This is a genomic window from Balneolaceae bacterium, assembly GCA_034521495.1.
GTDB lineage: Bacteria > Bacteroidota > Rhodothermia > Balneolales > Balneolaceae > Rhodohalobacter.
Genome location: JAXHMK010000011.1, coordinates 68768 through 91055, shown reverse-complemented (window position 1 = coordinate 91055; position 22288 = coordinate 68768). Strand labels below are relative to the sequence as shown.

Here is a 22288-nt window from a genome sequence, read left to right as displayed (position 1 = left end):
CTCCGCCGCTGAAGCCGCCAAATCCTCCGCCGCCGGAGCTGCCACCACTGAATCCACCGCCACCCCAGACAACTCCGCCTGAGCCGAGTGTATGCCGGCTTCTTTTACCGCCTCCTCCGCCACCAGAACTTGCACGAACCAGTGTGTAGATAACGATGAAAATGATGATCAATACAATGAAGCTGAAATTACCGGAATCTTCGGTGGCTCTGTCAACAGCATCATATTCGCCGGCACCAAGCTGCATTAAAACGGTTGTTGCGCGTTGCAAACCGGTGTAGAAATTACCCTCCTGGAAATTGGGTCGCATGATCTCATCCACAATGCGCCCGGCCTGCAGATCGGTTATAGCACCTTCAAGGCCATAGCCAACTTCAATCTGCATCTCCCGTTCGTTGGGGGCCACTAAAATCAACACCCCATTTTGGCGATCGCCTTCCCACATTCGCCATTCATTAAAGATGGTGGTGGCAACTTCTTGACGCGGCAATCCCTGCAAGCTTTCTACGATGGCGATAGCAATTACGTTGGAGGTGGTATCGCGATAGGTTTGTAGTTTGCTTTCAAGATTTTGAACTTCTCGCTGCTCTAAAAGATTTGCGAAATCGTTCACATGCCCGGTCGGCGAAGGGAAATCCTGAGCAGAGATTGGTGTTGCAATGAGAAGTGTAAGAAGAACTATTTTTAGGCGGGTCAACATGGGTTTATTCATCATCCCTGTTATCCTTGTATGTAATTTCATTATCCAATTCATTAGGGTCGGCTCCGTCGCTTGGGAAGAATTTCTTTAATTTATCGCCGATATCCCTGACAACAGATTCGATGCCTTGCTCAAAATTTCCCTGTTTAAATTCACCGATCAGTTTATCGATTTCATCATGCCAAAAATTATCCTCGACCTGACGGCTGATCCCCTCATCACCAAAAATAGAAACTTTTCGATCTTTCGTGGCGATGTACAGAATCACCCCATTTCGGGCATCGGTTTCATGCATATCAAGCTTCCCGAAGATAGTTTTAGCACGCTCAACAGGATCTTTTTTACATTTGGCTTCGATATGGACCCGAATCTCACCGGTGGTGTACTCTTCGGCGTCGGCAATTGCCTTTACAATGTTCTCTTCGTCTTGCTCTGATAAAAATGTTCTGGCTGGCATAATCAGTTTTGTTTAATCAAATGAAACTTCCGGTGCATTTTCGGCACCCTCGGTGGCTTCAAAATAATATTTACGTTCAAAACCCAACATACCGGCAACTACGCTGGTAGGGAAACGCCTGAGTGAAGTATTGTACTGCTGTGCGGCTTGGTTGAACCGCATCCGTTCGGTGGCAATTCGGTTTTCCGTACCTTCCAGCTGGTTCTGAAGATCCCTGAAATTTTGTGTGGCTGTCAACTCAGGATAGCGTTCAACACTTACCAAGAGCCTGGAAAGTGCATTGCCAAGTTGTCCCTGAACTTGTTCAAATTGGCGTATCGTTGATTCATTACTCAACTGACTGGGGTCCACATTGATCGATGTGGCACGACTTCTTGCCTCAATTACATTGGTCAGAGTTTCTTGTTCAAAATTAGCGGCACCCTGAACGGTATTAACCAGGTTCGGAACTAAATCCGCTCGTCGCTGATATTGGTTTTCGACCTGTGCCCAGGCTTGGTTTACCTCCTCTTCCTGTTCAACCAGGCTGTTATTTACACTGATACCATACAGGGCAAGAAGAATGGCTACCCCGATTGCAATCCATACTTTTACATTCATAGAATTAAATTTTTTTGATGATTAAAAACGTCCCAAATATACGAAAGATCCCACAGAAGGGTTCAATTCCAATTATCCGGGAAACATTAATATCTTGTAAAGATGATCGAAGATAACATCAATATCAAAGAAATCCCTTTAGATTTTTTCTGATAATTGAGTGTATAACATGTATCATTAGGGATCTCACGATGACCGAATTATTGTTGAATACTATTATCCTAAACACACGTTAAATTACTTTTTAAAGAAACATCAGTAAATGAATCCAAAATTTGTATTTTTTGATCTTGATAACACACTTCTCAATCACGATTCAGCAGAGTCGGGTGCTCACAACGATCTGTATGAATCAACACCTGAACTCCGGAAAGTCTCGCTGGATGACTGGCTGAGTACTTATAAATCGATTAACCATAAGCTCTGGCTACAGTACCAGGAAGGTGAAATTGACCGGCATCAGCTTCAGCATTTGCGTTTTCATGATTCAATGGTTGAGCTTGAACTTCCGACGGATCGAAGCGAAGAGATCGGGACTGACTATATGGAGTTTTATCGAAATCACTGGAGTTGGGTGAATGGTGCAAAAGAGGCTTTGGACAGGGTTAGCAAGGATTATCCATTAGGGATTGTAACGAACGGGTTTCTTGAAACACAACAGATGAAAATTGATAAAATGGGTCTCGATCAATACACAAATCTTTTTGTGATTACGGAAGAGATCGGGGTGATGAAACCTCATCAAAGAGTGTTTGATGTTGCTACAGAGAGAGCAGGGGTTGATCGCGAATCAATTTTGTATGTAGGTGATTCGTACACATCAGATATTATCGGCGGAAGGAATGCCGGTTGGACAACGGCTTGGTTTACGGCTTTGAATGGGGATATTGAAGAGGGGCAAACGGCCGATTTTATCTTTGATAATTTTGATGAACTATTGAAACAGATGGACCTTTAGCTATCCGTGCATCATCATGTGTCCACCGCTCATCATGGAGTATCCTCGCCAAATGAGTATCAACCCGATGATGATAGCAAAATAGGTAGAAAATGGCCGTAACTTAGATCGCAGTTTAGGTGTGATAAATCCGGGAGCCATATTCAGCATTAACATCACTGGCAGAGTCCCCAATCCAAATAAAGCCATATAAGCGGCACTGTGAAAAATGGATGATGTGATTAAAGCTGCAGCCAACGCGGTAACAACAAATCCACAAGGCAGGAACCCATTTAATAATCCAATAAAAAAAGACGAAAAATTGGATTTTGCTTTATAGAGTCCGGAAATAGTTTTGGTAAGCTTTTGGGTAAAAGTAGTGTACAAAGAATTTACTTTACCGGGCAGTTTTATATGCGGGAAAAGAGCAAACACAATGATTAAAACTCCAAGAGTGATGGACAGAATGTGTTGATAACCGGCAATGGTTGCCCCCATTCCCAAAAGTCCAAAGATGGCTCCAATGCCTGCATATGTAAAAATACGGCCAAAGTTATATAAAACTCCCCTTAAGAAGAGAGCCTCCGGAGATCGGTTATCCCCCGGAATGGCCAGGGCAATGGGGCCGCACATGCCAACGCAGTGGAAGCTGCCCAGCAGGCCTAATGTAAATCCGGTCCAGAGTTCCATAGCAGTTAAATGAATATATTTTTCTCTTCAAGATAGGTAAGCGAATCAGCTTCCCATTCAACAGATAATCTCCAGCGCCCTTTTTCAAAATCACCCACCGGAATGGTTTGTAGTCCTTCTGTATTCAGGCTCAGATTATATTTTTTATCCAGGTTTGGGTTATTGGGGCGATAAAAGGTGATGTTGCCGGAAAGGGAGTCGCCAAGAACCTCATCGGGAAAAATTAGTTTGATGGAGGTGGTTCCTTCGTCAAATAGAACAATCACAGGATTCTCAAGATTTGCTGCCCGAGTCTTGTTATCAATGGTTTCCTGGTATTTTACACCCTCTTCATAATGATTATTTGAAACGAGGTAAAAATCAAGCGAGATGATGTAACTAACAACACTGAGTGTAGCAATTATAAAAAGGGTGACGGCCAAAAAAATTCCGTTTCCCCAGTTAAACTTTTTCATAAGCTTACTGACTACTATTATTATTCGAGGGACCTAAAAATCCCGATGTTATTGTTTCAATTTTCTCGCCATTTGAATAAACCCCAAAGGTAAGTTCTGTTTGTGCCCCGGAAAGATTTTGTTCTGAGAGTTTGATTAATAAGCGGCCTTCCGCCGAATTTTGTGCTGGAACACTTTCTACATCTCCAAGCGAGACGACCTCACCTTCAGGATGCTCCAGTTTGAGTTCAAAACTGATATCTTCGAACGTTTTATTCAGAACTTTCAGGTTATAAATATTACTGTACATATTATCAGGAAGTTCCTGGTATAATGTGCCGGGTTCCCTGAGAATGGTTGTCTCCGTATCAGGCCGGAGAGTGAGCATGGTTACAAATGTAATTAAGAGAATCAGCAAAATACTGGAGTAGCCTGCTACGCGCGGAGTCAGAATTTTTTGCTTTTCATCCCGTATAGCATTTTCAGAGGAGTAGCGAATTAAGCCGCGAGGTTTATTGATTTTCTCCATGACATCATCACAGGCATCAATACAGGCAGTACAGTGCACACATTCGAGCTGGGTTCCATTTCTGATGTCAATTCCCATCGGGCAAACTTTTACGCATTGATAGCAATCAATGCAATCTCCAAACGATTCATCTGCACTGAACCCTAAATCTTCGAGGGTGGCTTTACGGTTTTTAAGTTTGTATCGGTCCTTTACACTGGCTCGTGTTTCTCCGCGTTTGTAATCATACATTACATTTATAGAGTTATTGTCCAGCATCACGGATTGCATCCGTCCATAGGGACAAACAAAATGACAAACCTGCTCCCTCATAAAGGCAAATACACCGTAGAAAACCCCGCTGAATACAATCATCGCAGAAAGGCCGGCCAGATGTTCGGATGGGGGATCTGTTATTATCTGAAATAGCTGATCTTTCCCGATGATATACGCCAGGAAGAGATTCGAAATCACAAAAGCCATTGCGAAGAAAACGCCGTGTTTTGTAGTCTTTTTCCAGATCTTTTCAAAATTCCAGGGCTTTCTGTTGAGCCGGATTTGAGCAGCTGCATCTCCTTCAATCCAATATTCAATCCGCCTGAAAACCATCTCCATAAAAATGGTTTGAGGACAGGCCCAGCCACAGAAAAGTCTTCCAAAAATAGCCGTAAATACAACGATAAAAAGAATGAATGCCAGCATGCCAAAAACCAACAAATGCAAATCCTGAGGCCAAAAGGCAACACCAAATATGATAAACTTACGGTTCAGTATGTCAATTAATAACAGAGGATTCCCGTTGATGGTGATAAAAGGGCCTGCGAAGAAAAAAGCCAGCAATAGAACTGCCACAAAGTTACGTGCTTTATAGTATCTGCCGCTTGGCTTTTTAGGATAGATCCAGTTCCGTTTACCCTCTTCATTTACAGTCGAGAGATGATCACGGAACTGTTTCTTATTGATTCTTTTGTCTTCTTCTATGGATGCCATGATCTGTAGCTCTTGATTTAGATCTCTACAACAGTAATAAACGAATATTTATTGCAGTAACTTTCGTTTTAAAACTTCTTTTATTCAATAGTACAAGGTTCTGCCCGGTCCATCTCAGGAGCCTTAGCACCTGAAGGTTCAGTTCCCTGGAGAGATGCAACATAGCTGATTAAACTTTGCACTTGTTCATTAGGCAGAGGAGTGCCGTTCCCATAGGGCAGCATTCCTCTGTCAGGAAATCCCTGGGAGATACTATTGGCTATCTCTTGGGGTGAACAACCATGAATCCAAAGATTATCGGTAAGATTAGGGCCTACGAGCCCCTCTCCGTTATTCCCGTGGCAGGTAAAACAGAGATTTGTAGAGCTCATGTAGATCTCCTTTCCTTCGGCAATTCGCTCTTCATCATCGAGATAGGCCCATGTAAAGTTGGCTGCTTCTTCAGAGGGTGCGCCACCGGCCTCGTCCAGATTATACTGTTCTTCGGCCGCTGCCATTTCCATTTCATATAGCTCTTCTTGTGATGGGCCACCCAGCATATAGTAATATACCATGTATCCGGCTCCCCAGGCTATGGTAAAGTAAAACAGCCAGAGCCACCAACCAGGCATGTGGTTATCAAGTTCTTTGATTCCGTCGTACTCATGATCGAGTAGCAGATCCTTCTCGTCGTCTAATACTTTCATTGATCCGATTGATTATAGTTCATCTTGTCGTCTTCCAGGGGAAGTTGTGCTGCATCATCCCAGTAATGTTTTCCCTTTTTGATCAGGTAAATCACCATGATTACAAAAAAGGTAAAAAACAGGATCAGCGAGATACTTGGATAGATTCCAATATCTTCAATTGCGCGTAATACATTTTTATACATGGCTTACTTCTCCTGTTGTGTTTTATAGTTCGCCTGAAGCTGATTGCTTGAAGGAAGATCTTCCCAGGGGTTGTTCTCTCCCTTAATGTCGATACCCAGCCGTTGCATATATGCAATTATGGCAATGATTTTCGAATCAGATGTGATCTGTATTCCATCAATCTCATCGAACCCATTTTCGCGAAGTCCCTGTGTGATCTGTTCAGCTTGAGCTTCAAGATCCCGGATGGCAATATCTTCATACCCTTCAGCGTAGGGTACTCCCACAGTTCTTAAAGCATTAATTCGGTTTGGAATACTTTCTTTATCCATATCCTGAGTATATAACCAGGTATAGGCCGGCATAATGGAACCGGGAGATGTGGATGTTGGATCGTACATATGCCGTACGTGCCATGAATCGGGATATTTACCGCCGATTCGATGAAGGTCGGGACCGGTACGTTTCGAGCCCCAAAGGAATGGGTGATCGTACACAAACTCTCCCGCTTTTGAATATTCACCATATCGTTCGGTTTCAGAACGGAAGGGGCGTATCATCTGAGAGTGGCAGTTGTTACATCCTTCAGCGATGTAGATGTCGCGTCCCTCAATTTCCAGTGGTGTATAAGGCTTCACGCTTTCAATAGTCGGAACATTCGATTCAACCAATGTAGTTGGCACATATTCGATAATTCCTCCAATCAGGATAACCACCAGTACAATCGCTGAGAATTGCACGGGACGAGATTCCAGGCGCCTGTGCCAAGATTCATTGTGTCCCTCTGCAGGATTAATCATAGGTTGTGCTTCGTCCGCTTGCAGCTTCACAAGTGATCCCTGCCGTGAGGTCTTAAAGATGTTGTAACTGCCAATGACCGCGCCGATAATAAAGAGAGTCCCGCCGACTGCCCGGAGAGCATACATCGGGATGATCTGGGTTACAGTTTCAAGAAAGTTAGGATACTGAAGAAGTCCTTCAGTAGTGAACTCTTTCCACATCAAACTTTGTGTAATACCGCCCCAGTACATGGGAATTACATAAAAGATGGCTCCAAGCGTAGCAAACCAAAAGTGAACGTTTGCCAATTTTATTGAGTAGAGCTTGGTCTTATAAATCTTCGGTGTGATGTAATAGAGCATTGCAAAAGTGAGACCACCATTCCAAAGCAGTGCGCCATTATGTACGTGGCCAATAATGTAATCGGAATAATGTGCAACGGCATTTACATTAGCAAGAGAGAGCATCGGCCCCTCAAACGTTACCATACCGTATGCGGTTACTCCGACAACTAAAAATTTCAATACGGGATCTTCCCGAACCCGGTCCCATGCTCCACGCAGGGTTAACAACCCATTTAACATACCACCCCAGCTTGGCGCGATCAGCATGATACTGAATACGGTTCCCAGCGCCTGAGCCCATCCCGGAAGAGATGTATACAACAAGTGATGAGGACCCGCCCAGATATAGATAAAGATCAGCGACCAGAAGTGAACGATGGATAAACGATAGGAGAAAATCGGGCGATTTGCCGCTTTGGGAATGAAATAGTACATGATTCCCAGGAAGGGAGTGGTCAGGAAGAACGCAACGGCATTATGGCCATACCACCACTGTACCAAAGCATCCTGCACCCCGGCATAAATAGGATAACTCTTCAGAAGTGTAGCGGGTACTTCAAAAGAGTTAACAATATGAAGAACGGCAACGGTGACGAATGTAGCAATGTAAAACCAAATGGCTACATAAATGTGCTTTTCACGACGCTTCATGATCGTCATGATCATGTTCACACCGAATGCAACCCAGATCAAAGCAATAGCAATATCAATGGGCCATTCCAGCTCAGCATATTCTTTGCTTGTGTTGAACCCAAAGGGAAGGGTTAACACAGCAGAGGTAATAATTGCCTGCCAGCCCCAGAAGTGGATCTTGCTGAGTGTTTCATTCCACATGGGTGTTTTACAAAGTCGTGGAAGTGAATAATAAACTCCGTAGAAAATGGCATTACCGGCAAAAGCAAAGATTACTGCATTGGTATGCAGGGGGCGAAGCCGCCCGTAAGAAAGCTCCGGTATAAAGCCGAGAAACTCCGGAAATATTAATTTTAGTGCGATTGTAAGTCCAACGATAAATCCGATCATCCCCCAAAGGAGAGTGGCTATCCCAAATTTTCGGACTATCTCGTTATCGTAATGAAAGGTATCTAATGATGACATTACTCATCCCGATTTTTGTTGTTAGTTGTTTGTTTTTGTTCAGAATTCTTTTCGTCGAAAAGTATTCGTATGGAGGGAGTGTATTGGTCATCGAACTGACCGCTCCGTACTGCCCAGAAAAAAAGCAGCAGGAATACAATTGCGACGAATAAACTGAAACCGATAAGCATAAAAATTACTTCCATATGGCAAGGTCCAGTTTGTTTGCTTTATAGCGAGTCGTTAAAAATGTAAAAACCATCACGCTGACAGAGCTAAGCGGCATTAAAATCGCCGCAACTAATGGCGACAAATGACCGGTTATAGCAAATCCCAGTCCAATGGTATTATACAATAGTGATAGCACAAAACTTGCAATAATGATGTTCATACAAGCCTGCGAAAATGAGATAAACTCACTCAATTTCTTTAATGAATCACCCTCTAAAATGGCATCACAGGCAGGGGAGAAGGAGCTGATATCATCGGAAAGAGCAATTCCAAAATCACTCTGTTTCAGAGCTCCTGCATCATTTAAGCCGTCCCCGACCATTACAATTTTTTGATTATCCTTCTGTAATTGGTTGATAAATTCCAGTTTCTCCTCAGGAGATTTATTAAAAAGAAGTGATTCCTGCATTCCAAAAAGTCCGGCAAATTCATCACGCTGACTTTCATTATCACCAGAGATCAGGAACGTTTGAAATTTACTCTTCATAGACTTTAGCAGACTGGCAATTCCATCCCGAAGTCCGGCTTTGAAACAGAAATAGCCAAAATACTTGCCATCAATTGCAAGGTGTGCGGTGGTGCCATCGAACTCAGGTATCGGAATATCCGAAATGGATATATTCGTCTGTTCTGAAATAAATTTTCGTGAACCGATGCAGATCATGCTGTTATCAAATGCAGCAAAAATTCCCTTGCCGGATGCCTCAAAAAAACTATCGGGTTGGGTTGTATCTTTAATTTCATCGATCAGGGACTCAACAATTCTTCGGCTTACAGGGTGAATGGATTGTTGGCACGCAGAAAGAATGTTTCTTTTTTGCTCTTCTGAGAGTTCATCGCCTTTATATTCAATTTTTTTATCCTGCCTGTTGGTCAGTGTCCCGGTTTTATCGAACACAACAGAGGTAGCTTTAGACAGGTTTTCCAACAGCAGATGATTCTTCACAAACAGGCCATTCATCGACAGGATATTCAGGGCAGAACCAAGTGTGAATGGGGTAGAAAGCGCGAGTGCACAGGGACACGCAATAATCAAAACGGCGGTAAAAACGGATAAGGCCATCTCCATCCCCGCAGCCGAAAGCCAGTACATCCCGGCAAGTGCAGATATTCCCAAAACCGAAACCGTAAAATAGGGGCTGATACGATCTGCAAAACTGGTAAGCTTCAGTTCCTTATCTGTATTGGTGAACGCTTCATGATTCCAAAGTTTAGTCAGATAACTGTTTTCAACCTCTTCTTCAGTTCGAAGAGCTGCGGATGTTCCCGTAAGACGAGCACCGGCAAATACTGTTTCCCCTTTATTTACTTGCTGAGGATCGGATTCTCCCGTAATAAAGCTGTAATCAACAAAGGCTTTTTCAGAGAGGAGCACAGAATCGCAGGGAACCAACTCCTGATTTCGTAAGCGAATTTCAAAACCGGGTTTTAATTTATCCAGGGAGACAGATTTTTCGGTTCCGAATGAATCAATTGAGTTAACTGCAATCGGCAGATACGATCTATAATCACGATCGAATGAGAGGCGATTGAATGTTTTCTTTTGAATGAGTTTTCCAATCAGCAGAAAGAATATCAGCCCGGTAAAAGAGTCCATATATCCTGTTCCAATGCCGGTCACAATCTCATATACACTTCTGCTGAACAGAGCCACAATACCAATCGAAATAGGCACATCGAGATTGACTCCGCGCTGACTCAATGCCGCAAATGCTGACTTCAGATAATCAATACTGCTGTACAACAAAACCGGCAGGGCCAGGATGATATTGAGTGCGCCGAAGAAAATCTGAAAATTATTTCCCACTCCACTGCCGGAAAGATCCAAATAATCAGGAAAGCTGAACAACATGATATTGCCAAAAGCAAAACCGGCAACCCCCAGCTTTAACCATAACGATCGGTTTTGATGAGATTTGGATGTTTTTGCATCCAGTTTGTCGAGCCGAATTTCAGGCTCATAGCCAATGGTAGTGAGTTGCTCAACAACATTTCTGAGAGATGTATCTTCCGTATCAATGAGAAGTGAAAGTTCTCTTCTCATAAAGTTTACCGTTGTTTGAAGGACACCCTCATCCAGTTTTTGTAAATTTTCAAGCAGCCATACACAAGAGGTACAGTGAATATTTGGAATGTAGAGTGTAACGGATAGCTGTGTCTTGTTTTGAAAATCGGATATGCGTTCTATCACTTCCTGATCTTCGAGGTAATCAAACCGGGCCCGTTCTTTTGAAGATTTTAAATTAACTCCGGGATGAGATTCCAGGTCGTAATAACTGCAAAGTCCACTTTTGTCCAATATCTGGTAAGCTGTCTTGCATCCGGTACAGCAGAAATACTTGTCCTCTAACTGTATAGAAGGCTCTTTGCATAATTCTCCGCAGTGAAAGCAAAGATCTCTCGATAAGGTCGATTTCGCTTCTTTCATCAGTTTAAAGACGGAACTCCATTTGAAAATTGCAAACGAAGATCGAACCAAACTTGAGTCATTTTGCCGTCAATTTCTTTGAAGGTTGTATCCTGTAGCCATTGCTCAATTTTCTTTCGTTCTTCAGACCAGAATTCATGAAAAGGACAGGGCTCAATTTTTCCGCATCCATCTATTCCCATAAAGCACCTGTCAAAAAACTCGGTGCCGTCAATTGCGGCGATAACATCCAACATACTGATCTCTTCAATCGGTTTTGCCAAATAGACACCTCCATTAATTCCTCTTCTGGAATTTAAAATACCAGGTTCTTTCAATTTGGCTAAAATCTGAGAGAGATAAGCCGTGGGGCAATCAAGTGATTTGGATAGATACGAGGCAGAAACAGCACCCTCTTCAGTATGTTTTGAGATCGCAATAATGGCTGAAATGGCATATTGAGCACCCTGAGAAATGAGTCTCATAAAGTAAATCGAATTTACATATCTATATTCTAATATCGAGGTTAGATTTTAAGCTGATTTTAAATTACAATCAATATGAAGTTAAATTTTAGATGGAGTCTAAACTGGATAAAAAATCCACCTCAGAAGATTTTAAAATAGAGTGTATCCGGTTAGAGGCTTTTCTCAAATAATCGTACCTTTTAGCTTCTACAAATCAATACGAATCAATCACTCCTATAAGAATGTCGAACACAACTGTTCAGGAACCTGAAGTTAACCTTGAATTAGCCATAGATCACGGACTTACAGAAGATGAGTTCGAGATGATCAAAGATTTTCTCGGCCGTACTCCCAACTTTACTGAATTGGGAGTGTATTCCGTAATGTGGAGCGAGCACTGCTCCTACAAAAACTCCATTCTTGAGATCAAAAAACTTCCAAATGAGGGCGACCAGCTTTTGGTGGGGGCAGGCGAAGAGAATGCCGGGTTGGTAGACATTGGCGATGGGCTGGCTTGTGCGTTCAAGATTGAAAGCCATAATCACCCATCTGCCATTGAACCGTATGAGGGCGCTGCAACAGGAGTAGGCGGAATCCACAGGGATATTTTTACAATGGGTGCACGTCCCGTGGCATCACTCAACTCGCTGCGGTTTGGAGATATGGAGAACCCGCGAGTTCGGTATCTGCTGGATGGAGTGGTTCGCGGAATTTCTGATTATGGAAACTCATTTGGAATCCCGATGGTTGCCGGCGAAATTTATTTCGATGAAGCCTATGAAGGGAATCCGCTTGTAAATGCCATGAGTGTTGGAATTGTGAAAGTGGGTGAAACAGCCTCGGCCATATCAAAAGGAATTGGAAATCCAGTATTGATTGTAGGCTCCAGTACAGGCCGGGATGGAATTCACGGAGCAACATTTGCTTCGGAGGATATCAGTGAAGAGAGTGAAGCTAAACGGCCAAGTGTTCAGGTGGGCGATCCTTTCACAGAGAAATTATTGCTCGAAGCAAGTCTCGAAGCCCTGAAAACGGGTGCGATTGTGGGAATGCAGGATATGGGAGCTGCCGGAATTGCCTGCTCCTCCTCAGAAATGACAGCCAAAGGCGGAGAGGGAATGAAAATGGATCTCGACAAAATTCCTATGCGCGAAGATGGCATGACCTCTTACGAAATTCTGCTAAGCGAAAGCCAGGAACGAATGTTGATTGTAGCTGAAAAGGGCCGGGAACAAGAAATTATTGATGTTTATGAGAAGTGGGATCTGAATGCCGTGGTTTGCGGAGAAGTTGTTGAAGGCGACCGCGTAACCTATTGGAAAGACGGCGAGATTAAAGCAGATATGCCAGCCGATTCCCTGGTACTCGGCGGTGGTGCTCCTCAGTATGTACGGGAGACTAAAAAGCCTGATTATCTCGATAAGGTTCAAAATTTTGATATCGATACTCTCCAGCATTCAGAAGATTATAAATCAATTTTGTTAGATCTGTTGAATGCTCCCAATATTGCTTCTAAACGATGGGTTCATGAGCAGTACGATACAACGGTTCGGACCAATACGGTCAATGCTCCCGGTGCCTCAGATTCTGGGTTGATAAGACTCAAGGGCTCCAAAAAAGGGCTGGCCGTGAAGACAGATTGCAACGGCCGCTATGTTTATCTCAATCCCCGAAAAGGCGGAAAAATTGCGGTTGCCGAGTCAGCCCGTAATGTGGTTTGCAGTGGGGCAAAACCGGTAGCAATTACAAACTGTCTCAATTTTGGCAATCCCTACAAACCCGAAGTGTACTGGACATTCAAAGAGGCACTGGGTGGAATGGGGGATGCATGCCGACGGTTAAATACACCGGTAACAGGTGGAAATGTGAGTTTATATAATGAAAATCCCAAAGGTGCTATTTTCCCGACTCCTGTAATTGGAATGCTGGGAATTGTTGAGGATGTGGAGAAACACAGGATGACGCCCGGTTTTAAAAACGACGGCGACGCTATTCTCTATATCGGGTCAGAACGGAAAGGGCTTGGAGGGAGTGAATACCTGAATACGATCCATCATCTCGCCACCGGTGATGCCCCCGATATTGACCTGGATTTTGAAGCAACTCTCCAGGAAACACTTTTAGAGGCTATCAAGTCCGGTAAACTGTCAGCGGTTCATGATATTTCCGATGGTGGTTTGGCAATTACACTGGCTGAGATGTCCATTTTTGGAGATAAAGGAGCTGAGGTTTCTATTGAATCTTTTTCAGGTTCTAAACATGAAATACTGTTTAGTGAAGCCCAGTCGGGAGTTGTGATCTCTTGTGATCCTGAAAATGTTGAGAAGGTATTAGCTCATTTTGAAGAAGCCAGTATTCCGGCTTTTAAAATCGGTACAGTTGGCGGATCTGAGCTGAAAATCAATGATATTCTTTCCGTTGAGATCTCGGCGATGAGCACTAAATATGAAGGAGCTATTCCCGAAGCGATGAAAGGGTAGATCTAATTTACAGATGAGCTCTTTTATTGGTGATGGCCAACGCAGCTAATTTGGGCATAGTAAACTTTTTCTCGATAAAGTCAGTGGGTGTTGTGCCGGTTATTTTCTTGAAGTCACGAATCATGTGGCTTTGGTCGAAGTAGCCCATCTCATAGGAACTTTCCGTTAAATTCATGGGCGAAAAGAGAACCCGATTCAATAGAAAATTAAATTGAATCACACATGCGTACTCTTTGTAATCTATTCTTAATAAGATTTTTTTCGTGAACTAATTCAAACAAATTTGGTTTGATTTGGTTTTGACAACGTAGAGTCTTGTCAATATTGGAGTGATAGACTTCCGAAGTCTCCCGAACCGTTGCTAAAGTTAACTCCTTATTATAATAATGGAAGTATTCATCTTGTTCTGAAAGACTTCGGAAGTCTCACAAAATGAAGAAAAATTATCTTGTACCTGTTTCTTTTTCGGGGAGAGATCGCAGGTAAGTGTAGAGGCCTTCCAGTTCCTCTTCCGTCATTGCACCCAGCATTTGCCAGGGCATGTATGGCTGAGTTAGCTCCAGGCCTTCAGGTGTTACCCCGCTCTCCATGGTTGTTTTAAAATCATTGAATGTCCAGTTTCCAAGATTTCCGGCCGGTGTAATATTCGGAGCTTCAGGCCAGTCTGGCGGAACTCCCGGAATGGCGCCTCCTGCAAATCCCTCTCCGTGGCATCCTGTACAGGTAACGGCCAGGTATTCACCCATTTCAAGAGGTGTGCGGTTGTCCTCAGGTTCGGGTATCGGTTTGCTGTGATCGATCATTTTTGCAGGTACAAGGTGCATGCCGCCATACATATAGAGAAAACGTGCTGCCATACCTACTTCTGTTGCAGGTTGTACATTATCAACAGGTTCAACACTTCTGATGTATGATATCAAAGCTGAAAGATCACGCCGGTCAATCGGATTGTACTCATGAGACGGCATGAAGATAGCCGGTGTTCCGTCTTTGTTAACTCCGTGCCGAATCGCCCGGACCATATCTTCATTCGTATATTCACTTCCGATACCACCCTCGCCGGTTGTAAGATTTGTTGCAATTAACAATCCGATAGCCGGATCGTCAATAAAAACCTGTCCGCCCAAACCTTCTCCGTGGCACTCAATGCAACCACGTATGGTAGCCACATGTTCGCCATGAGTAATAACCGAAGAGTCTGCTGATACTTCAACAGTTTCAGCTTCTATCTGGTAGGTTTCATTGAAATGCCGTTCTGTAATAAAGTATGTAACGGCAATAAAAATGAGCAACAGTGCAGCAATTGCTCCTAATACAATCCCAATCCATTTTAGAATCTTCATAAGTCTCTTTCCCCCAATTGTTTATTATTCCGAGTAAACCAAGTACTTAAAAAGATAGTAGCAACAAGAATTTAAAGATACAAGGGTCTGCTTATGTAAGAATAAATTTAGATGGAATCTATGTAACCTTCGTTTGCCAACATTTTTCCAGTTTCATTATACGCCTCTTTTTCTTCGGGAGCCCAGGTTCCAAGGCCATCTACATAGCGATTGTACATGCAAAAAGCGGCGGTAATCAATACAGTATCATGGATTTCTCGGTCTGTAGCCCCTTCCTCTTTAGCTGCTTTAATATCCTCATCTGTTACTTTATTTCCGAGAATTTGAACCTTTTTAGCGATGTGTAAGAAGCTTTCGAAGTTTTGGGGAGATTTCCGTTTGCTGAAAATTCTTTTTGATATCATCCAGAAGATCGAGGTTCCCATCCAGGTGATGTGCGGCAGCAGCCCCGTGGGAGGAGTGGCAAAAATGACATTCGTTTTGATAGGATACATACGATGCAATCATCTCTCGCTCCGCAGAAGTTAGAGTGGAGGGGCCCCGTAAAAGTTTTTCAGCCAATTCGTTAAGAGGTTTAGCAGTATCAGGCCGGTAATTCATAAGGCCAACGATTCCGGGTAAATTATTATTCAGTTCTATAAAAGCCATAGATCGTTACTTGTTTGTGACATGTTATTTACAAGCAAAAGTAACAACTTTATTTTTTCTTAAACAAGTAGAATGTGGGGGGAGTAGTGAGATTGTGGAAAATCATTGTTAATAAAGTGAAGCATTCTCAGGAACTCTCAATGTTTGGAAATTGCCATCCCCAAACCTCCTTTCGTCTGGACATAAATTTGGTATAGAAAAAGGAGGTCCTTCCTCATTTTGATACAAAAGTGCTTACATAATTCGCCTGCCTCGCTTCTTACTCAAATGATTTCTGTCATTTAGGCTCAGTCGGTTTTTTTGTGTCAGGGTCGAAGAATCTCAATTCTATTGTAAAAAACGTAGTCACATGTTTTTTTTAAAGAGGTGTCCATAAGATAGAAAGGTTCGGGATTTCGCTGCTTCTCAATGACAAAATTAGGTATCTGAAATCTTACTGTAGAACGGATTCTAAGCTTTTTTTCAGGATATGCATACACTCGTCAATTTGCTCTTTTTGAATAGTGAGAGGCGGGCGGAAGCGTATCGTTTTTGTACCGCAGCCAAGAATCATAAGGTGGTTATTCAGGCACTCTTTTTTCAGTGAATCACGGGCTTCAGTATCCGGCAGATCAATTGCGCAAAACAATCCTTTTCCGCGGGGATTGTTCAGCACTTCGTACTCCTTTGCCAAATCGTTTAGTTGCTGATGCAGATAGTTTCCGGTAGTTAATGCGTTCTCCACAAGATTATCCTCTTCAATCACTTTAAGAATCCGTTCGAAACGAACCATATCTACCAAATTTCCGCCCCATGTAGAGTTGATTCGGGAGGATACATGAAAGACATTTGTATCAATATCATCCACCCGATTGGTTGCCAGTATTCCGCAAACCTGGGCTTTCTTACCAAAAGCAAGAATATCTGGTTGTACATAGTATTCGTGGGCCCAAAATTTTCCAGTTAAACCTACACCTGTTTGCACTTCATCATAGATCAGGAGAGCCTCAAATTCATCAGCCAGGTCTCTCAGGCCCTGGTGAAACTCTTTTCGGAAATGATTATCGCCACCTTCTCCCTGGATCGGTTCCAAAATAATGCAGGCAATTTCATCAGGATCTGTTTCGAAATATCTTCGGGCCTTGCTTAAAGCAATCTCTTCTTTCTCCTGTACAATCGCCTGCCTTGTTTCATTCAGCGGATATTCTAATGAGGGACTCGGTATTCGCGGCCAGTTAAACTTGGGAAAATATTTTACTTTATCGGGATTTGTATTGGTAAGAGACATCGTATAGCCGCTACGCCCGTGAAAGGCTTTTTCAAGGTGCAGTACTTTATGTCCCTTCTCCTTAGTGTATCCCTTTTTAAAATTCTTTTGAACTTTCCAGTCGAAGGCCACTTTTAATGCATTTTCAACAGCCAGTGCTCCGCCGGAAACAAAAAAAGCATACGGCATAGTATCGGGTATGCCTATCCGGGAAAATGTATCTACAAAATTTGCCATCTCTTCCGTATAGATATCGGAATTGGACGGCTTGTTTACAGCCACTTGACCAAGCTTTCGAACAAAATCGGGATCCCCGGCCAGTCGATCGTGATTCATTCCAAGTGGATTTGAGGCGAAAAACGTAAAAAAATCAAGGTATTCAGTTCCTGTAACCGAATCGTGAAGATAGGCCCCCTTGCTTTTATGAAGGTCAAGTACCATATCGAATCCATCTGCCAGAATATGTTCTTGCAAGACAGACCGTACATTTTTGGGGTCGATTTGATGTTCCATTCTTCAATACCAAATTTAATTCTCTTTTGAGCACCTGCAGAAAGAATAAGAAACTACGCCGCCAATTGGCAACGTTTAAGAAGACAAAATCTGATGAGATCCGGTGGTCTTAGCGTTGCCCTCTTAACTGGTTCAGGTTTGCCCCGTAGGGATCTCTTCGAGGTAACCTGGACCATCAATTTGTAAAAGTTGCAAACTTGTGCCAGTTGTGTTTAGATCAGGCTTGCTTTTGCCCGGCAAATTCAAGTATTGTTTTTTTGATGATATCTACGCACTCCTGAAGTTGTTCCCTCGTGATAACCAGCGGCGGAGCGAACCGGATAATATTACCGTGTGTAGGTTTGGCAAGCAGCCCGTTTTCTTTTAACTGAACACAGATATCCCAGGCGGTTGAGCTGTCCGGGCTGTCGTTGATCTCAATTGCATTCAGAAGGCCTTTTCCCCGAACTTCTTTAATCAGATCGCACTCTTCCTTCAGTTCATTCATTTGATCTCTGAAAAAGTTGCCAAGCTTATAGGCGTTGGTCATCAGATCCTCATCCTCAACCACTTTTAGGGCTTCTACAGCTACGCGTGCCGCCAGTGGATTTCCGCCAAATGTAGAACCGTGCTGCCCGGGTTTGATCACGTCCATAATCTCTTTATCAGCCAATACTGCTGATACAGGATACACACCTCCCGAAAGAGCTTTGCCAAGAATCAGAATATCCGGCTTTATATAAGTTGACGGTTGTCGCTCACAGTGCCCTTTGCACGTGCAATTCCCGCAAACGGCCAACAGGCTTCCGGTTCGTGCAATGCCGGTTTGAATTTCATCTGCAATAAAAAGCACATTATTCGCTTCACAAAGTGATTTCGCCTTTTTTATGTAGTCGTCATCTGGAACCATTACACCAGCCTCCCCCTGGATCGGCTCAACCAGGAAACCGGCAACACTTTCATCCTGCAATGCCGACTCCAGTTGTTCCAGGTTATTGTACTCTACTTTTGGAAAGCCGGGGCTGTAGGGCCCAAAATTAGTGTTGGCATCAGGGTTATTTGAAAATGAGATGATGGTGGTGGTTCGCCCGTGAAAGTTGTTACTGCAAACCACAATTTTTGCACTGTTAGGCGCAATTCCCTTCACTTCGTATCCCCATTTTCGGCAGATTTTAATTGCCGTTTCTACAGCCTCTGCACCCGTATTCATAGGAAGAATCTTATCGAACCCGAACATGTCTGTGGTATATTTTTCAAACTCACCAAGACGGTTGTTGTAGAAAGCACGAGAGGTGAGTGTGAGTGTATCTGCCTGGTCTTTAAGAGCGGCTATAATTCTGGGATGACAATGTCCCTGGTTAACAGCCGAGTAGGCGGAAAGAAAATCGAAATACTGATTACCCTCAGGATCCCACACATATACACCACGTCCTTTTGCAAGTACAACCGGCAGGGGATGGTAATTATGAGCTCCGTAATTCTCTTCGAGAGTAATGGCTTCTTTTGAAGAAATCATTAGTAAATATGCATGAATGAGTAATAACAAGCTTTAAAGATACTAATTTCAAATGCAGTGTTCGATACTAATTTTAAGTTTCTTTTGATGGTAAATTTTTTCTTTTATGTAGGTCAATTGCGAGGGAGTGAAGTGACTGCGGCAATCCACGAACGCAATGTGATCACAATGAAAGTTTAGACCAGCAAATATTTTTCGATTAGTTTATACATTTTCCAATGGATCTATATCTATTACCGTCATGCTTACAGCTGACGGTGAAACAGAAAAGTACCTGACAAAGAAGGCTTTAGCCGCATATTTCTGTGATGGTGTGCCCTCGAAAGCCATTTTATCTTGTATTTTAGCTATCGCTTTTGCCAGGACGTACAGATTAAAACTGACGGTAATAAATGCAGCCCAACTTCATTGTTACATTTTTTCACTACATTTCTGTGACTTTTAATCAAACATCAGCCCTATGACAAAGCATAACCGAAGATCATTTCTGAAAAAATCATTACTTGCACTTCCGGCCGTCGGATTGATTCCCGGTGTTTCTAAAAGTAAATCCAACCAAACAGCCTCCCGGGTAAGGAGAAATCCAATTGGAGTATCCACATACTCATTCTGGCGATTTGACGGGCCCAAAGAGGAGACGCCGATTGAATACTGTATTGACCAGGCAGCGGCGATGGGCTTTGACGGAATTGAACTTCTGTTAATCCAAATGGAATCTGAGGAAAACAGCTACCTGCAGAAGTTAAAGCAACAAGCGTTTCATGCAGGGTTAGATTTGATGGGATTCTCCACACACCAGGGATTTGTATATCCCGATAAAGAAAAGCGACAAGAAGAGGTTGAAAAAACGATCCATCAAATTGAGCTGGCTTACAAACTCGGTATACCCACTATGAGATTAAATACGGGCCGATGGGGTACCATTGACTCGTTTGATGAGTTGATGGCCAACAAAGGAATTGAACCCGTGCTTGAAGGGTATACGGAAGATGAAGGATTTGAATGGGTGATTGATGCAATTGAACAGTGTATTCCAACCGCCGAGAAGTGCGGTGTCACCCTCGGACTGGAGAATCACTGGGGACTGGGACGAACTGCAGAAGGCGTGCTTCGGATTATAAATGCAATTGATTCGCCTTGGCTCAGAGCCACCACAGATACCGGTAATTTTCTTGAGCGCTCCCACGAACAACTGGAGATGATGGCTCCAGAAACCGTATTGATCCAGGCGAAAACCTACTACGGCGGCGGAACGTGGTACACGCTGGATATCGACTACGACCGTGTGGCAGATATCTTCCACGAAGCGGGCTATGAGGGGTATGTCTCAATCGAATTTGAAGGGAAGGAAGATCCCATGACCGCCATCTCCAAAAGCCTCGAACGCATCCGCGAAGCGTTTACCTGGGAGGCATAATTCACGGCGCTGTAAGAATGCAGAAAAGAGCGATTTATCCAGAAAAATATATTTCCTTTTGATTGCATTCGAATCAGAAACCCCTTAACTTAAAAGTCTTATTGAAAACAGATCGCGGGGTGGAGCAGCTGGTAGCTCGTCGGGCTCATAACCCGAAGGTCGTAGGTTCAAATCCTACCCCCGCCACTATTAGAGAAGGCTCAATTGCTCAAAGCAGTTGGGCCTTTTTTTTATTCTATAAACTAATCATCATGGGATCACGGATTATACTGTTTATACGCTTTACTCACCAGACTACGATAAAATATACATTGGACGTTCCGGGAATTTTGACCAGAGATTGATTTCTCATAACGAAAAAGGTAAAAAGGGATGGACCGTAAAATACCGTCCCTGGAAAGTGGTGTTTACCGAGAACTATGAAACGAAGAAAGAGGCGATAAAACGGGAGAAACAACTAAAATCTTCTCGTGGCCGAGCCTATGTTTGGGAGAAGGTTAAGGAGAAATTTAAGAGGTAGCTCGTCGGGCTCTTATCCGTCGGCTGACGGACGTAGGTTTGAATCCTACCCCAGCCACTATTAGAAAGGGTTTAAAACTAATATTTACAAATCTTTAAACCCTTTTTTATTTCCCTCCTGTAAAACTATTGTGAAACAAAGTCGCAATTTCCCTCTGAATTTAGAGTAAAATATTTCATAATTGTAGTTGGATTTTTTCTGTTAACTATCAATAACCACAGAGTATTTCACATTTATAAGCATTTGGTCTGTTTCCTTATAAGTGAAAGAAATAAGATTAATTCTGTTCTGATCTTTCGTGTGTGAACTGTCATCAAAAAACATTTTCGCAATAAATTATTCATATATAATTTAAATGTGTTTTATTTCAAGAAAGCAAAATCTAATCACAAAACGGAAGTAGTGAAATGACTAAGCAAAGAGTAGCGGGTAATGCAGTTATCTTTTTGGGTGCACTTATAATTATTTATGGCATTTACATCGAACTTTTTGATCACGATGAATTGAATTTAACAAATAGTAGTAGCGTTACGAATGAAACTATTACATGTTTGGATGTATCAGAAGAAACAATTGAATGGATTGAGCTTGAATTAATTGAAGGTGTAGCTTTAGAAAATGTAAAAGCAGTGAAATCCAATGATTTTAGGAGTGTGTATTTTATCAGTGGGTTTTTAGTTGGAGGTGAATTAAGTGGAGATGATATTGGTACATTTACGCAACAGAATATAACTGACACAGGATTGGTTTATGCTATAAGTAGAGAAGCAAAAAGATACTCAAATTGGTTAGAAGGAGATGGTGAACGTGTTACTACACAAAATCATGGTTATAGTGAATCTCGGAATTGTATAAGTGGTAGCTAAATTTAAACTTCAGTGTTATACAAAAGTTAGTTTTTGGTTCTTTAAATATGTGCCAAAACAGCAATCCCATACACTTTTTTTGTCGTGCAATTTCTGAACAATATTGAAATCTATTCTTAAAAAAATAATCTAAATCCTAAGGAAATAACGAAGTTTATAGCTGAAATCCGGTGTTCCCTTATAAACTTTCCCGTAACGCTTTAGGCATATGAGTGGGTATAAATCGTAAATAATCGACTCTTTTTTGGTTTTCTAAAAGTCTTAAATGGAGTTTATAATAGAGTAAA

Annotated in this window: 22 protein-coding genes and 1 tRNA gene; 6 read left to right on the top strand and 17 right to left on the bottom strand. The window is 42.6% G+C overall.

Annotated features, from left to right (window positions below; genetic code table 11):
• From U5K72_13190 to U5K72_13180, 3 genes are all read right to left on the bottom strand, one after another.
• Positions 1-742: TPM domain-containing protein (locus U5K72_13190; protein ID MDZ7719764.1), on the bottom strand; the 742-nt coding region annotated here is incomplete at its 3' end.
• The gene (locus U5K72_13185) at positions 705-1157 is read right to left on the bottom strand and encodes a TPM domain-containing protein (GenBank protein ID MDZ7719763.1); all 453 of its coding nucleotides are present in this window, start codon (positions 1155-1157) and stop codon (positions 705-707) included. The genes U5K72_13190 and U5K72_13185, both read right to left, overlap by 38 nt.
• A gap of 12 nt (positions 1158-1169) precedes the next feature.
• Complete coding sequence (locus U5K72_13180) at positions 1170-1757, bottom strand: LemA family protein (GenBank protein ID MDZ7719762.1); 588 nt, start codon at positions 1755-1757, stop codon at positions 1170-1172.
• A 262-nt stretch (positions 1758-2019) separates the two neighbouring features.
• Here U5K72_13180 and U5K72_13175 point away from each other — a divergent pair, with 262 nt between their 5' ends.
• Positions 2020-2715 (top strand): YjjG family noncanonical pyrimidine nucleotidase, encoded by a 696-nt coding sequence (locus U5K72_13175; GenBank protein MDZ7719761.1) that lies wholly within the window; start codon positions 2020-2022, stop codon positions 2713-2715.
• Here the strand turns inward: U5K72_13175 and U5K72_13170 are convergent, their stop codons facing one another.
• From U5K72_13170 to U5K72_13130, 9 genes are all read right to left on the bottom strand, one after another.
• Positions 2716-3384 carry a sulfite exporter TauE/SafE family protein gene (locus U5K72_13170; protein ID MDZ7719760.1) on the bottom strand — a complete coding sequence of 223 codons (669 nt, stop codon included), beginning with the start codon at positions 3382-3384 and terminating at the stop codon, positions 2716-2718.
• A gap of 5 nt (positions 3385-3389) precedes the next feature.
• Positions 3390-3839, bottom strand: a complete 450-nt coding sequence (locus U5K72_13165) for a FixH family protein (protein ID MDZ7719759.1) — start codon at positions 3837-3839, stop codon at positions 3390-3392.
• Positions 3840-3843: 4 nt separating this feature from the next.
• Positions 3844-5316 (bottom strand): cytochrome c oxidase accessory protein CcoG, encoded by a 1473-nt coding sequence (gene ccoG / locus U5K72_13160; GenBank protein ID MDZ7719758.1) that lies wholly within the window; start codon positions 5314-5316, stop codon positions 3844-3846.
• 80 nt (positions 5317-5396) lie between these two features.
• Complete coding sequence (locus U5K72_13155) at positions 5397-6002, bottom strand: cbb3-type cytochrome c oxidase N-terminal domain-containing protein (GenBank protein MDZ7719757.1); 606 nt, start codon at positions 6000-6002, stop codon at positions 5397-5399.
• Positions 5999-6187: a cbb3-type cytochrome c oxidase subunit 3 gene (locus U5K72_13150; protein ID MDZ7719756.1), complete on the bottom strand. Its 189-nt coding sequence runs from the start codon at positions 6185-6187 to the stop codon at positions 5999-6001. The genes U5K72_13155 and U5K72_13150 overlap by 4 nt, the downstream gene beginning before the upstream one ends.
• 3 nt (positions 6188-6190) lie before the next feature.
• Positions 6191-8389 (bottom strand): cytochrome-c oxidase, cbb3-type subunit I, encoded by a 2199-nt coding sequence (gene ccoN / locus U5K72_13145; GenBank protein MDZ7719755.1) that lies wholly within the window; start codon positions 8387-8389, stop codon positions 6191-6193.
• On the bottom strand, positions 8389-8559 hold the full coding sequence (gene ccoS / locus U5K72_13140; GenBank protein MDZ7719754.1) for a cbb3-type cytochrome oxidase assembly protein CcoS: 171 nt from the start codon (positions 8557-8559) through the stop codon (positions 8389-8391). Before ccoS ends, ccoN begins: the two co-directional genes overlap by 1 nt.
• A 5-nt stretch (positions 8560-8564) precedes the next feature.
• On the bottom strand, positions 8565-11027 hold the full coding sequence (locus tag U5K72_13135) for a heavy metal translocating P-type ATPase metal-binding domain-containing protein (GenBank protein MDZ7719753.1): 2463 nt from the start codon (positions 11025-11027) through the stop codon (positions 8565-8567).
• A complete protein-coding gene (locus U5K72_13130; GenBank protein ID MDZ7719752.1) occupies positions 11027-11491 on the bottom strand; it encodes an Rrf2 family transcriptional regulator in 465 nt (154 codons plus the stop codon). The genes U5K72_13135 and U5K72_13130 overlap by 1 nt, the downstream gene beginning before the upstream one ends.
• A 224-nt stretch (positions 11492-11715) precedes the next feature.
• Here U5K72_13130 and purL point away from each other — a divergent pair, with 224 nt between their 5' ends.
• A complete protein-coding gene (gene purL / locus U5K72_13125; protein ID MDZ7719751.1) occupies positions 11716-13953 on the top strand; it encodes a phosphoribosylformylglycinamidine synthase subunit PurL in 2238 nt (745 codons plus the stop codon).
• Between the two features lie 7 nt (positions 13954-13960).
• Here the strand turns inward: purL and U5K72_13120 are convergent, their stop codons facing one another.
• The 5 genes from U5K72_13120 to rocD all read right to left on the bottom strand — a co-directional run bounded on the left by U5K72_13120 (position 13961) and on the right by rocD (position 19198).
• Complete coding sequence (locus U5K72_13120) at positions 13961-14173, bottom strand: AraC family transcriptional regulator (GenBank protein MDZ7719750.1); 213 nt, start codon at positions 14171-14173, stop codon at positions 13961-13963.
• Between the two features lie 223 nt (positions 14174-14396).
• Positions 14397-15296 carry a cytochrome c gene (locus U5K72_13115; protein MDZ7719749.1) on the bottom strand — a complete coding sequence of 300 codons (900 nt, stop codon included), beginning with the start codon at positions 15294-15296 and terminating at the stop codon, positions 14397-14399.
• Between the two features lie 107 nt (positions 15297-15403).
• Positions 15404-15790, bottom strand: coding sequence for a hypothetical protein (locus U5K72_13110; protein ID MDZ7719748.1), 387 nt, complete (start codon positions 15788-15790; stop codon positions 15404-15406).
• Between the two features lie 587 nt (positions 15791-16377).
• Complete coding sequence (gene lat / locus U5K72_13105; protein MDZ7719747.1) at positions 16378-17703, bottom strand: L-lysine 6-transaminase; 1326 nt, start codon at positions 17701-17703, stop codon at positions 16378-16380.
• 217 nt (positions 17704-17920) lie between these two features.
• Positions 17921-19198 (bottom strand): ornithine--oxo-acid transaminase, encoded by a 1278-nt coding sequence (gene rocD / locus U5K72_13100; GenBank protein ID MDZ7719746.1) that lies wholly within the window; start codon positions 19196-19198, stop codon positions 17921-17923.
• A 460-nt stretch (positions 19199-19658) separates the two neighbouring features.
• Here rocD and U5K72_13095 point away from each other — a divergent pair, with 460 nt between their 5' ends.
• From U5K72_13095 to U5K72_13080, 4 genes are all read left to right on the top strand, one after another.
• The gene (locus tag U5K72_13095; GenBank protein MDZ7719745.1) at positions 19659-20615 is read left to right on the top strand and encodes a sugar phosphate isomerase/epimerase family protein; all 957 of its coding nucleotides are present in this window, start codon (positions 19659-19661) and stop codon (positions 20613-20615) included.
• A gap of 113 nt (positions 20616-20728) precedes the next feature.
• Positions 20729-20801, top strand: a tRNA-Met gene (locus U5K72_13090).
• A gap of 70 nt (positions 20802-20871) precedes the next feature.
• A complete protein-coding gene (locus U5K72_13085; protein ID MDZ7719744.1) occupies positions 20872-21135 on the top strand; it encodes a GIY-YIG nuclease family protein in 264 nt (87 codons plus the stop codon).
• Between the two features lie 407 nt (positions 21136-21542).
• Positions 21543-22001, top strand: a complete 459-nt coding sequence (locus U5K72_13080; GenBank protein MDZ7719743.1) for a hypothetical protein — start codon at positions 21543-21545, stop codon at positions 21999-22001.
• Positions 22002-22288: the final 287 nt, after the last annotated feature.